Origin of the sequence: Streptomyces sp. NPDC059452 (assembly GCF_042750035.1) — a bacterium.
Lineage (GTDB): Bacteria > Actinomycetota > Actinomycetes > Streptomycetales > Streptomycetaceae > Streptomyces.
The window spans coordinates 203,756-216,832 of the sequence record NZ_JBHYVE010000001.1 but is presented as its reverse complement, the minus strand read 5'-3'; the positions used below and the strand labels follow the sequence as shown (position 1 = coordinate 216,832).

General features: G+C 72.7%; 10 protein-coding genes. 4 read left to right on the top strand and 6 right to left on the bottom strand.

Features of this window, described 5'->3' with window-relative positions; translation table 11 throughout:
- Positions 1–108: 108 nt before the first annotated feature.
- From ACFW9Z_RS00850 to ACFW9Z_RS00840, 3 genes are all read right to left on the bottom strand, one after another.
- On the bottom strand, positions 109–555 hold the full coding sequence (locus ACFW9Z_RS00850) for a DoxX family protein (RefSeq protein WP_384632258.1): 447 nt from the start codon (positions 553–555) through the stop codon (positions 109–111).
- Between the two features lie 113 nt (positions 556–668).
- Complete coding sequence (locus ACFW9Z_RS00845; RefSeq protein WP_384632255.1) at positions 669–2,345, bottom strand: alkaline phosphatase D family protein; 1,677 nt, start codon at positions 2,343–2,345, stop codon at positions 669–671.
- A 192-nt stretch (positions 2,346–2,537) separates the two neighbouring features.
- Positions 2,538–3,179 (bottom strand): DUF1524 domain-containing protein, encoded by a 642-nt coding sequence (locus tag ACFW9Z_RS00840; protein WP_384632252.1) that lies wholly within the window; start codon positions 3,177–3,179, stop codon positions 2,538–2,540.
- 267 nt (positions 3,180–3,446) lie between these two features.
- On the opposite strand from ACFW9Z_RS00840, the gene ACFW9Z_RS00835 reads away from it, so the two are divergent.
- Positions 3,447–4,181, top strand: coding sequence for an ABC transporter permease (locus ACFW9Z_RS00835; RefSeq protein WP_384632249.1), 735 nt, complete (start codon positions 3,447–3,449; stop codon positions 4,179–4,181).
- Positions 4,182–4,194: 13 nt separating this feature from the next.
- On the opposite strand, the gene ACFW9Z_RS00830 is transcribed toward ACFW9Z_RS00835, so the two are convergent.
- Both ACFW9Z_RS00830 and ACFW9Z_RS00825 read right to left on the bottom strand, forming a co-directional pair.
- The gene (locus ACFW9Z_RS00830; protein WP_384632246.1) at positions 4,195–4,857 is read right to left on the bottom strand and encodes an HAD-IA family hydrolase; all 663 of its coding nucleotides are present in this window, start codon (positions 4,855–4,857) and stop codon (positions 4,195–4,197) included.
- Between the two features lie 257 nt (positions 4,858–5,114).
- On the bottom strand, positions 5,115–6,278 hold the full coding sequence (locus tag ACFW9Z_RS00825) for a peptidoglycan-binding protein (RefSeq protein ID WP_384632244.1): 1,164 nt from the start codon (positions 6,276–6,278) through the stop codon (positions 5,115–5,117).
- 165 nt (positions 6,279–6,443) lie between these two features.
- On the opposite strand from ACFW9Z_RS00825, the gene ACFW9Z_RS00820 reads away from it, so the two are divergent.
- Entirely contained in the window at positions 6,444–8,597 is a 2,154-nt protein-coding gene (locus ACFW9Z_RS00820; protein ID WP_384632241.1) for a DHA2 family efflux MFS transporter permease subunit, read from the top strand.
- Positions 8,598–8,717: 120 nt separating this feature from the next.
- Here ACFW9Z_RS00820 and ACFW9Z_RS00815 read toward each other — a convergent pair whose 3' ends face one another.
- Positions 8,718–9,206 (bottom strand): GNAT family N-acetyltransferase, encoded by a 489-nt coding sequence (locus ACFW9Z_RS00815; protein ID WP_384632238.1) that lies wholly within the window; start codon positions 9,204–9,206, stop codon positions 8,718–8,720.
- A 147-nt stretch (positions 9,207–9,353) separates the two neighbouring features.
- On the opposite strand from ACFW9Z_RS00815, the gene ACFW9Z_RS00810 reads away from it, so the two are divergent.
- Positions 9,354–10,457: a serpin family protein gene (locus ACFW9Z_RS00810; protein ID WP_384633343.1), complete on the top strand. Its 1,104-nt coding sequence runs from the start codon at positions 9,354–9,356 to the stop codon at positions 10,455–10,457.
- Positions 10,458–10,694: 237 nt separating this feature from the next.
- Positions 10,695–12,971 (top strand): bifunctional glycosyltransferase 87/phosphatase PAP2 family protein, encoded by a 2,277-nt coding sequence (locus tag ACFW9Z_RS00805; RefSeq protein WP_384632235.1) that lies wholly within the window; start codon positions 10,695–10,697, stop codon positions 12,969–12,971.
- The last annotated feature ends 106 nt before the right edge of the window (positions 12,972–13,077 follow it).

The following is a 13,077-nucleotide window of genomic DNA, read 5'->3' as shown; positions in this document are numbered from 1 at the left end:
GGCTCTGCCGGAGTCCCGGGAAGTGTCTATGTACCGATGTACCGATGTATCGGCGTACCGATGTACCGATGTACCGGCGTATCGACGTACCGCCGGTACCGGTGTGCGTCAGACCGATACGGCCGGTGACTGCTCCCGCCGGGTCTCGTCGGCCGGGGCCTGCGTGTTCCGCTCCTTGAAGAGCCGGTCCAGGGCCAGGGCGCCCGGGCCGGTGAAGACCAGCAGCAGGAACGCCCAGCAGAAGATGGCCGATGTCTCGCCGCCGTTCTCCACCGGGGTGAGCGCCTCGGGCTGGTGGACCACGAAGTACGCGTAGGCCATCGAGCCGGAGGCCAGGAAGGCGGCGATACGGGTGCCGAGGCCAAGAGCCACGAACGTGCCGCAGACCAGCTGGATCAGGGCGGCGTACCAGCCCGGCCAGGCTCCGACCTCCGTGTCCCGGCCGTTGAACACTCCGAAGAGGGAGGAGGCGCCGTGGATGGCGAAGATCAGGCCGATGACGAAGCGGAAAAGGCCGAGTGCGTAGGGCTGGGCCGCGTTCAGGCGGATGAGCATGGGGGGTGGCTCCTTCGGTCTGGGTGGGGACGTGAACCGACTGAGCGCCTCAGGTTAGGGACACCTCACTAGTACTTGCAAGTTCAACATTTGGTCGTGTGGCTGAAAATCGTCTAGCTCTCGCCGGTGAGTGAACGCTCAAGAACGCTCCTTAGCTGGTCGTCCCTGCCGATCGACTTGGCCTGGACCAATGTCAGCGCAGAGTTCCGGCCATGTAACGTCAACGTCATGAGCTGATTGCCGAACCAGGGGCCGCCCACCCTGCTCCAGGTCACCGGTGAGCGCTCCGTACGTCCGTGGCGCGTCAGCATCCGGCCGATGCGCCGGCCCGCCCGGCTCCAGCCGAAGCGGAAACCCAGCCGGATCGACCGGGGCACCGCGTTGTGCGCGGGCGAGCACGTCAGCTGGAGGACGCGGGCCTCCGGGGCGCCGCCGGGGGTGGACACGGGCCAGTGGGGCTCGGCGATGTAGGCGTGGTGCACGTCCCCGGACAGCACACATACCGTCGCCGGGGCGTCCGGCCCGCTCCCCGCCCGGCGGAGCAGCTCCGTGAACCGCCCGAAGGAATCCGGGAACGCGGCCCAGTGCTCCAGATCGGCCGCGCGGCGCAGCCGCTCGCCGAACCGGGCCCACCGCCTGCCCCGGGAGCCCGAGCACAGGGCCGCGTTCCAGGTCTCCGCGTCGTGGACGAGCGGCGGCAGCAGCCACGGCAGCGAGCTGCCGATCAGGACGTGGTCGTACGCGGAGGGGTCCGACAGCACCCTCTCGCGGAGCCAGCGGGCCTCGTCCTCATCCAGCATCGCCCGCCGCCCCTCGTCCAGGACGCGGGCCGCCCGGGTGTCGACCATCAGCAGTTGTACTCGGCCGAAAATGCGCTGGTAGCTCCAGCGGGTCCGGGCGGGATCCGCGTCGGTCTCCGCGGCGAACCGGCGCAGCGCCTCGGTGCCGTCGGGGGAGGCGCGGACCGCCGCGTACACGGGGTCGGCGGCCAGTTCGGCGGGGGAGAGGTTGCCCAGGTGCTGGTAGACCCAGTACGACATCAGTCCGCTGACGATCCGTTCGTGCCACCAGGGCGTGGCGCGGATCTGCTCCTGCCAGGCGGCGCTGGTGTTCCAGTCGTCGATGACGTCATGGTCGTCGAAGATCATGCAGCTCGGCACGGTGGAGAGCAGCCAGCGGACGTCGGGGTCGCGCCACGATTCGTCGTACAGGCAGGTGTACTCGTCGTAGTCCGCGACCTCCGCGCCCGGCGGCTCGCGCAGATCGCGCCGGGCCGCGAGCCTGCGCCGCGTCGCCCCGGACGTCTCGTCCGCGTACACCTGGTCGCCGAGCAGGAGGAGTACGTCGGGGCGTTGAGCGGCCGGGTCGGCGGCGAGGTGGGCGGCCAGGGTGACCAGCGCGTCCGGGCCCGCCGGGTCGTGGCCGGTACCGGCACCGGGGGAGGCGGCCCAGCGGCACGAGCCGAACGAGATCCGGAGCTCGCGCGGTTCCTGGGCCGACGGGGGTGTGGTGATGGTGCTGGGCGGGTGGCGGGAGTCCTCGGGCGGCCAGACGCGCCGGCTCCCGATCCGCACCTCGTACGTCGTGGTCGAGCCGGGCGTCAGCCCCTCCACGACCACCAGCGCGTAGTGGTGCCCGGCCACCGCGAAGGTCGGGGCCGCCCCCGAGGCGCCGTCCGCGCACCGGACCTCCACGGTGCACGGACGGCTCGCCTCGGCCCAGACGGTCGCGGTGGTACCGGACTCCTGGTCGACGTACCGCAGCAGTGGCCCCAGACGCAGTCCGGCCATGTCGTGCCCTCCTCGCGCCTCGCTCCTCGCGCCTCGTGCTCACGTCACGGATGGGCTCCGTAACGTACAGAACGACGAGGAAGGGCGCACGCGTTCCGGCGGGCCCGTGGCCGGGTCGCGGTGGCCGGGGTGCGGTCGCCGGGTCGCGGTGGCCGGGGTGCGGCGGGGGCGTCGGCCGGTCGGTGGGTGCGGTCAGCAGCCGTTGAGTGCTGTCTGCAGGGCGCTCTTCTCGTTGGCGTCCACGCTCAGGCCGTAGTAGTGCTTCACGTGCACCCATGCGCGGGCGTAGGTGCACTTGTACGCGGCGCGCGGGGGCATCCACTTGGCCGGGTCCTTGTCGCCCTTGGCCTGGTTGACGTTGTCGGTGACCGCGATGAGCTGGGGGCGGGTCAGGTCGTTGGCGAAGGACTGCCGTTGGGCGTTGGTCCAGCTGCTCGCGCCGGAGCGCCAGGCCTCGGCGAGCGGGATCACGTGGTCGATGTCGACGTCGGAGGCGGCGCTCCAGGTGGCGCCGTCGTACTGCGAGTACCAACTGCCGCTGACGGCGGCGCAGGAGGCGTTCTGCTGGACGTTCGTGCCGTCGCGCTTGAGGACCACCTCGCGGGTGTTGCAGGTCCCCGACTGGGTGATCCAGTGCGGGAACTTGTCGCGGCTGTAGCCGCTGGACGAGCCCTCGGCGCCGACGGTGAGCTGGCCGAGGTAGGTGCGTGCGGTCGCCGCGCTGACCGGGGTGGGGAGCGCGGCCTGCGCGGTCGGGGCGGTGAGCAGTACGGAGGTGGCGGCGAGGGTGGCGGTTGCGGCGACGAGTGAGCGACGCGCGTAGATACCGGACATGCGAACTCCCTTGGCGTGGGGGGTGCTTGGGCGGGCGGCATGTGGAGCCCGACCAGCGTGGCGGCGCCAGGTTTCGGTGGGGTGGGCACCAGGTAACAGCGTGACGACATGGGCATGTCATATCAAGGGGTGTGACGGGGTCCGTGGAGGTGAACCGACCGCCGGGCGTGCGGGGGGAGTTGAACCGTCGGTCCGTCTGCCGGGGGTGCGTCCGTCAGTGGGTGTGCCGGGGGCGTGCCGACGGCCGGGCGGTTCTATCGTTGCCGCGTGCTGCTTCCCGTCTCACCGGCCCTCGGGGTCGTCCTCGCCGGTCTGCTGCTCTTCGCGGCCGCCGTCGCCGCGCGGGCCCGGCTGGGGCGCTCCCGCGAGATCCTCGTGGCGGGGGTACGGGCCGCGGCCCAACTCGGCGCGGTCTCCCTGCTCATCGGCTGGGTGGCCCGCCATCTGGGGCCGCTGCTCGGCTTCGTGGCGCTGATGTTCGCCGTGGCGGCCTGGACGGCGGGGCGCCGTATCACCCGCAACCGCACCTGGTGGTGGGCGGCCGTGCCGATCGCGGCGGGGGCGCTCCCGGTGGTCGGGCTGCTGCTGGTCACCGGGCTCGTGCCGGTCCGGGGCCTGGCGCTCATCCCGGTGGCGGGCATCCTCATCGGAGGGGCGCTCACCGCGACCGTACTCGGTGGGCGGCGCGCGCTGGACGAACTCACCACCCGTTACGGGGAGGTGGAGGCGGGGATGGCCCTCGGGATGCTGGACCGGGACGCCCGGCTGGAGATCGTGCGGCCCGCGGCCTCGGACGCGCTGCTGCCGGGGCTCGACCAGACGCGGACGGTGGGGCTCGTCACGTTGCCGGGGGCGTTCGTGGGCATGCTGCTGGGCGGCGCCTCACCGGTGGAGGCGGGTGCCGTGCAGCTCTTCGTCCTGGTGGCGCTGATGGCGGTGCAGGTGGTGGCCGTCGCGGCGGTGCTGGAACTGGTCGCGCGGGGGCTGCTGCACCGGGAGTGAGAGCGGGGCGGGCTCAGGCCCCGCTGATGTGCAGGCGGATCCGGCCGTCCTCGGCCGCCTCCACCCGTACCCGCGTCAGGTCCTCGACGTGCACGTCCGGTGCCAGCGCCGCCGCGCGCGGGCCGACGCCCATGACCCGCATCCCGGCCGCCCGGCCCGCCGCGATGCCCGCCTCGGAGTCCTCGAACACGATGCAGTCCGCCGGGTCGAAGCCCAGCTCCGCCGCGCCCTTGAGGAAGCCCTCGGGGTCCGGCTTGCTGGCGCCGACCTGCTCGGCGGTGACGCGGACGGCGGGCATCGGCAGTGCGGCCGCGCCCATCCGGGCCGTCGCGAGGGCGCTGTCGGCCGAGGTCACCAAGGCGTGCGGGAGGTCGGCGATCGCGGCCATGAACGCTGCGGCGCCACCGATCGGGACCACGCCGTCGACATCGGCGGTCTCCTCGGCGAGCATCGCGCGGTTGTCCGCGTAGTTCTCCTCGACGGGGCGGTCCGGGAGCAGGACGGCCATCGTGGCGTACCCCTGACGGCCGTGGACCACCTTCAGTGCCGCCTCGGGGTCCAGTCCGTGCCTGAGGGCCCAGCGGCGCCAGCAGCGCTCCACGACCGCGTCGGAGTTCACGAGGGTGCCGTCCATGTCCAAGAGGAGGGCGCTTGCGGTGAGGACGGTGGCCGACATCGGCTGGCTCCAGAACGCGGGGGGATGGTGGTGCGGTGACGCGGGGGTGCTCGGTACAGCGGGGTGCTCAGTACGGCGGGGTGCTCGGTACAAGAGCAGCCCCGCCCGCCGGTCAGGGAGTGCGGGCGGGAGCTACTTTGTTCCACGAACATACAAAAACCTGGGCCGGAAAGCCAATCCCGCAGGTCCGACCCGTAGGTTCGCCCCCGCCTGAAGGGCTCGGGGTCCGCCCCTGCCTGAAGGGCTCGCGCGGCCGGTCAGTCGCGCCCCCGCCCGGTCGTCTCCGCCTCCAGCGCGCGCCGGGTGTTCGGCCCGTACACGCCGGGTGGGTCGCCCTGGATCGCCTGATACGACTGGTAGATCCTTACGCCGTTCATCACCTGGTGGTTGAATTTTCCGTCCACCGGGCCGCCGTACAGCCATACCTCCATGAGCCGGTTCTGCAACTCGGCCACCTGCGGGCCCTGGTCGCCCTGGCGCAGAGAGGAGGGGGCCAGCTCCGCGGGCGGGGCGGCGGACGGCGGGACCGGGTCCGGGCTGCCGGTCTCCGGTGCGGACGGGGCGCCCGCGCTCGGCGTCGCCGGGGCGGAGGCGGTCGGGCTGGGCGACGCGCTCTCCGAGGGCGAGGCGGAGGGGGACGGCGAGGCGGACGGGGTGGAGGGGGTGGGTGAGGCGGATGCGGTACGGGAGGGAGCGGCCGAGGGGGAGGGGGACGGGGCGACGGAGGCCGCCGGTTCATCCGTCGTGTCCGGGGCGCTCGTGGTCGCCTCCGGCAGCGCCTCGTCCTGGCTCCCGTCCCCGCTGAAGAGCCCCCCGGCGAAGGCCGCCGTGCCGACCACCGCCGCCACGGCCGCCCCCACGGCCAGGGCTGCGAAGGGGCGCCTCCGGCGCGGCTGCACGGGGTCGACGCCCTGAGCACCCGCCCCGAAGGCGGGGTCGGCACCGAAACCGGGGCCCGTACCCATGCCCGTACGAGAGTCCGAGCCCATGCCCGTACGGGAATCCGCGCCCATGTCCGTACGGGAGTCCATGCCCGGGCCTGCGGGGGAGCCCGGGGTGCCGCCCAGATGGAGCGGCATGGTGGCGTCGTCGTCGCCGAAACCTTCCTGCGCGGGTCCACCGGCAGTCGGCCCTTTGGCTCCCCGGGGCCCGTCGGCCCCGGCCTCCTGCGCTCTGCCGTACGTGGCCCCCGCGGCCCCGACGTCACCCGCGGACGCGTCCCCCAGCGTCACGTACGGCCTGATCCGCAGCGGGTCGAAGTCCTCCGCCGCCGCCATCTCCGCCGAGCGGGCGGCGCGCAGCTCGTCCCCCGTGAGCTGCGCCGTACCCGTGTCGGCACCGCACCGGCAGGGCACCCGGTGTTCCGTACCGGGCTCGCTCGCCGTCCGTCTGCCGCACTCCGGGCATGCGTGTCCGGTCATCGTGGGTCCCCTCCCTTGAACTGCCTGCGATTATGCAGCCCGCTCCGGCGAAGCCCAATGCCCCCCGGTACTGCCCGGCAGGACACAAACGGCACTCGGCAGGCCATAACAGGGCAGAACGTCCAGGATGGGGGTGTAGTGGATCAGCGGATCTAGGAGATGTCCATGGCCCAGCAGCTGAGCCCGCCGCCCATGGCCCCCGGCGAGGGACAGTCCCGCCGGACCGTCCTGGTGGCGATCGGCGCGCTGCTCCTCGGCATGCTGCTCGCGGCACTCGATCAGACCATCGTCTCCACCGCGCTGCCGACGATCGTCAGCGAACTCGGCGGCATGGACCACCTCTCCTGGGTGGTCACCGCCTATCTGCTGGCGGCTACGGCCGCGACCCCGCTCTGGGGCAAGCTCGGCGACCAGTACGGCCGCAAGAAGCTCTTCCAGACCGCGATCGTCATTTTCCTGATCGGCTCCGCCCTCTGCGGCATGGCCCAGAACATGCCCCAGCTCATCGGCTTCCGCGCCCTCCAGGGGCTCGGCGGCGGCGGGCTCATGGTGCTCTCGATGGCGATCGTCGGCGACCTCGTCACCCCGCGCGAACGCGGCAAGTACCAGGGCCTGTTCGGTGCCGTCTTCGGCGTGACGAGCGTGCTCGGGCCGCTGCTCGGCGGGTTCTTCACCGAAGCCCTCAGCTGGCGCTGGGTGTTCTACATCAACCTGCCGATCGGCGTCGTCGCCCTGCTCGTCATCGCGGCCGTACTGCACATCCCGGTCCACCGCGAGAAGCACACCATCGACTATCTCGGCACCTTCCTCATCGCCTCCGTCGCCACCTGCCTGATCCTCGTCGCCTCCCTCGGCGGTACGACCTGGGCCTGGGGATCGGCGCAGATCATCGCGCTGGCGGTGCTCGCCGCCGTGCTGCTGGTCGCGTTCGTCGCCGTCGAGCGGCGGGCGGCGGAACCGGTGCTGCCGCTGAAGCTCTTCCGGATCAGGACCTTCAGCCTCGTCGCCGTGATCAGCTTCGTCGTCGGCTTCGCGATGTTCGGTGCGATGACCTACCTGCCCACCTTCCTCCAGGTGGTCCACGACATCACGCCGACCATGTCCGGTGTGCACATGCTGCCGATGGTCCTCGGCATGCTGCTCACCTCGACCGGCTCCGGCCAGATCGTCAGCCGCACCGGCCGCTGGAAGGTCTTCCCGCTCGCGGGCACCGCCCTCACCGCCGCCGGACTGCTCCTGCTCCACCGGCTCTCCCCGGCCAGCTCCACCTGGGAGATGAGCCTCTCCTTCTTCGTCTTCGGTGCGGGGCTCGGCCTGGTCATGCAGGTCCTCGTCCTCGTCGTGCAGAACGCGGTCTCCTACCGGGACCTCGGCGTCGCCACCTCCGGCGCCACCTTCTTCCGCTCCATCGGCGCCTCGTTCGGCGTGGCCATCTTCGGCACCGTCTTCACCAACCGGCTCACCGGCCAGCTCGACAGCGCGCTCGCGGGCCGCTCCCTGCCGCCGGGCGTCGACGCCGACCGGCTGGCGGCCGACCCCCGGGCCATCCAGATGCTCCCGGCCGACCTGCGCCCGACCATCCTGGACGCGTACTCCACCTCCATCACGGACGTCTTCCTGTACGCGGCCCCCGTCGTCCTCGTCGCCTTCGTGCTGGCCTGGTTCCTGCGGGAGGACAAGCTCCGGGGCTCGGTGACCGCCCCCGACACCAGCCAGACGCTCGCCTCGAACCCCGTCGAGCGGTCCTCGTACGACGAGTGCGCCCGCGCACTCTCGGTGCTGGCCACCCGTGAGGGGCGCCGGGAGATCTACGAGAAGATCACCGCGCGCGCCGGGTACGACCTGTTGCCCGCCGCGAGCTGGCTGCTGCTGCGGATCAAGCGGCACGGCACGGTCGAGCCCGCGCGGCTCGCGGAGGTGGCCCCCGTACCGCTGCGGGTGATCACGGATGCGGCCCGGCAGGTGGAGGAGCGCGGGCTGGCCCGGCGCGAGGGGCTCCAGATGATCCTGACCGACGAGGGGGCCGAGGCCGTCGTCCGGCTCTCCCAGGCCCGGGAGGACTCCCTCGCGGAGCTGCTGGGGGACTGGTGGGGGCCCGAGCGCCCCACCGACCTGGTCAAGCTCGTCGCCGAACTGACGGCCGAGGTCAGCGGGTCGAGCAAGGAGCGCCCGCACATGCCGGCCCCGCCGCGCGACCACGCGGCGGACTGGCACCACGACATCGACCACCCGGACCGGCGGGGGCGCGGTCGTCACGGGGACCGGGGCCGGGGCCAGGACGACAGGGATCACCCGGACCGGCGCGGCCACCGGCCCTGAGGCCCCGCCGGGACGGGTCGGTACGGGACGGATCTCCCAGGACGACCGGCCTCGACGCCCCTCTCACAGCTCCTTCGCGAACTCACACCTCCTTCGCGAAGTCACACCCCCTTCGCGAACTCACAGCTTCTTCGCGAACCAGACCTCCGCGTACGGGTTGCGCCGGTGGAAGGCCTCCACCTCCCCGTAACCGTGCTTCGCGTACAGCCCCCGCGCCTCGACCAGGTCGAGACGGGTGTCCAGCCGGAGCAGCCGCACCCCGAGCGCCCGCGCCTCCTCCTCGATCGCGGCCAGCAGCAGCCCGCCGCCCCCCGTCCCACGGAACTCCGGCCGTACGTAGACCCGCGTCAGCTCTGCCGTACCCGGCGCGGCCTCCTCCGTCACCACCAGCCCGGCGCAGCTCGCGGCCTTGCCCTCGTGGCGGCCGACGACGAACTGGCCGGTCGGCGGCAGCAGCAGGTCGGCGCCGTCGTCGGCGAGCCCCTCGGCTATCTCCGCGTCGGTGGCGGGCCGCTGCCAGTAGCGGCTGGCGACCTCGTCGTAGTAGTCGCGGCGCAGCGTCGTCGCGTCGGGGGAGTCGAATCGTTCGGCGGTCACGGTCCAGGCCATGTGGGGCATTCTTGCTCCCGCACGAGCAGTGGGCGACGCGATTATCCCCAGGGGGCAGCAGTGAACCGACCGAAGACCGGCACCGACAGTCGCAGCGGCACTACCACCACCACCGACACCACCACCAGCACTACCGACACCAGCACCATCGACGCCGCAGCGAGGGCCCGGGCCGTCCAGCACCTCGCCGACCGCTGGATACGGGACGCCCCGGCCACCGGGAAGCCGGGGGACGGGGACAGCTTCGTCCGCTCGCCCGCCGGGCTGTGGCTCGCGCTGGCCGCCGTGGCCGCCGGGGCGCGCGGCGGGACCGCCCGGGAGCTGCGGGCGCTCCTCGGTACGGCGGACCGGGAGGCGGCGCCCGCCGTGACGGCGGTGGCCCGGGAGCTGGCGCTGACCGGGGCGCTGGGGGTGGCGACCCGGGTGTGGAGCCGGGTGCCGGTGGAGCGCGCGTACCGCGAGGCGCTGCCCGACGTCCGCTTCGACGCGATGGACCCGGCGTCCGTCGACGCCTGGGTGCGCGAGGTGACGGGCGGGCTGATCGAACGGCTGCCCCTGAAGATCACCGACGAGACCCTCCTCGCCCTGGTCAACGTCCTGGCGCTGAAGGCCCGCTGGGAGAAGCCCTTCGACGCCGGGCGGACCCGGGAGCTGCCGTTCACGGACACGTCCGGGACGACCCGCCCGGTGCCGACGATGACCAAGGACGTGGCGCCCGCCGACGTGTGGGCGGTGGACGGTACGTACGTCGTCGAGCTGCGCTGTGCCGCCGGGTCGGACGGCGCCGGGGCCCGGGTCAGGTTCGTCCTGGGCGAGCCGGGCGCGAGCGCCGGCCGGGTGCTGCCCGCCGGATGGGCGGACCGGGCGGCGGGCACCCCGCCGGAGGCGGACCGGGTGAGCATCGCGCTGCCGCGCCTCACCCTCCGTACGCGCGTCGACGTCACCGGGCAGCTCCCCGCGCTCGGCGTCCTGCTGGCCACCTCCGACGCGGCGGACTTCTCCGGTCTCTCGCCCGTACCGCTCTCCGTCTCCGCCGTCGTCCAGGAGGCCGTGCTGAAGGTCGCCGAGGAGGGCGTGGAGGCCGTGGCGGTGACGGCGGTCGCCATGCGGTTCGGCAGTGCGCCCCCGCAGCCCCGGCGGGTCCTGGAACTCGCCTTCGACCGCCCGTTCGGCATCGTCGTGCTCCCCGCCGACGGCGAGGTTCCGCTCTTCACCGCCTGGCAGGCGGAGACGCCCGTCGACCCGGCCTGAGCCCTCCTCACGCGGCCGCCGCGAGCACCCGACCGCTCCTCCCGTTCCTTCCGTTCCTTCCGTTCCTTCCGATCTCTCCGGACCGGAGAGCCGGACCGGAGAGCCGGACCGGAGTTCTCAGGAATTCTCCGGAACGAAAGCGTGATGGCAGTCAGGCAAAGAGGGGGTTGATTGTGTCTACCTCTTGGGGCAATGCGAGGCTTCATCCGGCACTGCCCCGAGTCGAAGGGGCGGGGCATGGAACGGTGGGAGGGTCGGCGCAGCGTGGCAAAGGCGGATCACAGAGTGCGCGGTGACGCGTTGGCGGACATCAGGACGAGGACCGGGCTGACCCGGGCCCTCCTGTGGCTGGTCGTGGCCGCGCTGGCGGTACGGCAGACGGCGGTGGTGCTGCGGCAGCCGCCCGGTGAACGGCTCCCCGATCTGGAGACCTGGATCGGGGAGAACGGCGTCCTGCGGGTGACGGGCTCGCTGTACGACGGCGGCCGGTTCACCGGTACCCCCTTCGCCGGCCTGCTGCTGAAGCCGCTCACCCTCTCGCCCGGGGCGGCCTCCGGCATCGCGTGGACCTTCGGGACCCTCCTCCTGGTGGCCGCCCTCGGCGTGGTCGCGGCCCGGGCCCTGCCCGCCCCGGTCGGCAGGCGTACGGCGCTGCTCGCGGTTCCGGCCGCGATCGCCCTGCTCCTGCTGTCGCTGCCGGTCCGCAACAGCCTCCACCTCGGCCAGACCAGCATCCTGCCGGTCCTGCTGGTGCTGCTGGCCTGGTTCGTCGTCCGGGACCACCGCTTGCAGGGCGTCCTGGTCGGCCTCGCCGCCGCCCTTCAGCCGATGCTCCTGCTCTTCGCGGCGCTGCTCTGGCTGACCGGGAAGCGGCGGGCCTCGGTGACCGCGGGGGCCGCCTTCGCCTTCTGCACGGCCGCCGCCTGGGCCGCGGTGCCGAAGGACTCGTGGACGTACTGGATGCACCATGCGGCGGGCGCCGGGCTCAGTGAGCGGCCGGACGGCCTCGCCAACCAGTCCCTGCACGGCGTGTTGCTCCGGCTCGGCCTGGAGGGACCGGCGGAGATCGCCCTGTTCCTGGTCCTCGCCGCGGCGGTCACCGTCATCGGCGTGCGCCGCGCGGTCCGGTACGCCCAGGACGGGCAGCTGCTCCTCGCCGTGGCCGTGACCGGGTGCGTCGTCGTGGTGATCTCGCCGACCGCCTGGCAGCACCAGCTCCTGTGGGTGCTCCTCGCGGTCGTCGGCAAGGTCGGCAAGCGCGCCTCCGACCGGCTGGTCTGGCCCGCCGTCGTGGTGCTCGTCCTCACACTCCCCGGCAAGATGCTGCTCCCGAGCATGGGCCCGGTCACTCCCGTACGGGACAACGGGCTGCTCCTCGTGGCGCTCGGCGCGGCCTGCCTCGTCCCGTTCCTGCCGCGCACCTCGCCGTACTGGCAGCGGCCGATCCCCACCGACTACGCGAAACCGGTCGCCGCGCGCTGGAGACGCGTGCCGCTCCTGCCGTTCTGGCGCCGGGTGCTCCACCGCCCCAACCTCCTGCTGGAACTCCTGCTCATCCGCGCCGTCTACTCCGCGTACTCCCAGGTCCGCCTCGCCGCCACCGCCGGCCGCCCCGTCGCCGAGGAGCACGGCCGGCAGATCCACGCCATCGAGCAGTGGCTGCACATCGACATCGAGCTGTGGGCCAACCAGACGGTCGTCCAGATCGCCTGGCTGCGGGAGTTCTTCGACTACTACTACTCGACCTTCCACTTCCTCATCCCGCTGGCGATCCTCGGTGTGCTGTACGCGCGCCGCCCCGCCGACTACCGCTGGGCCCGCTCCTCCATCGGCTTCGCCACCGTGCTCGCGCTCGTCGGCTTCTGGCTCTACCCGCTGGCCCCGCCCCGGCTGATGCCCGGCCTCGGCTTCATCGACACCCTCAACGGGGTCCAGGACTTCGCGAAGCCCGATTACGGGACGCTGACGGGGGTCACCAACCAGTACGCGGCGATGCCGTCGCTGCACTTCGGCTGGTCGCTGTGGTGCGGGCTGGTCATCGTGATCCTCGCCCCAAAGATGTGGATGAAGGCGCTCGGCCTGCTCCACCCGCTCCTCACCGTCGCGGCGATCGTGGCGACGGCGAACCACTGGGTGCTGGACGCGGTCGGCGGGGCGCTGGTCGTCACGCTGGGCTTCGGGCTGACGTACCTGCTGTCGGGTCCGCGCAAGCTGGCGACGGAGCAGGAACAGGCGCAGGAGCCCGACGCGAGGGCAGAGCCGGTGACGGAGCCGGTGGAGGTCCCGGTTGCGGTCCCGGTGGCGGTGGCGAAGGCCGGAGAGCAGCGGTCGGCAGCACGGTCCACCGTGCCCGCCCCCGCAGCCACTCCGGCAGCCGAATCCGTCCCCGCGTCCGTCCCCGCGTCCGAATCCGCCCCCGTGTCCGAGGCCGTCCCAGCATCCGCGTCCGCGCCCGTCCCCGCCTCCGCCTCCGCTTCCGCCGAGGTGGCGGAGAAGGTCGGCGGCGGTACGTAAACAGGCGGCCAGCAGCAGCCCGAAGGGGTGCCGGGACGACGTTCACCGCCGTCCCGGCACCCCTTCCGCATGGATCGCCGCGTCTCCCCATGGTCCGCCCGCCGCG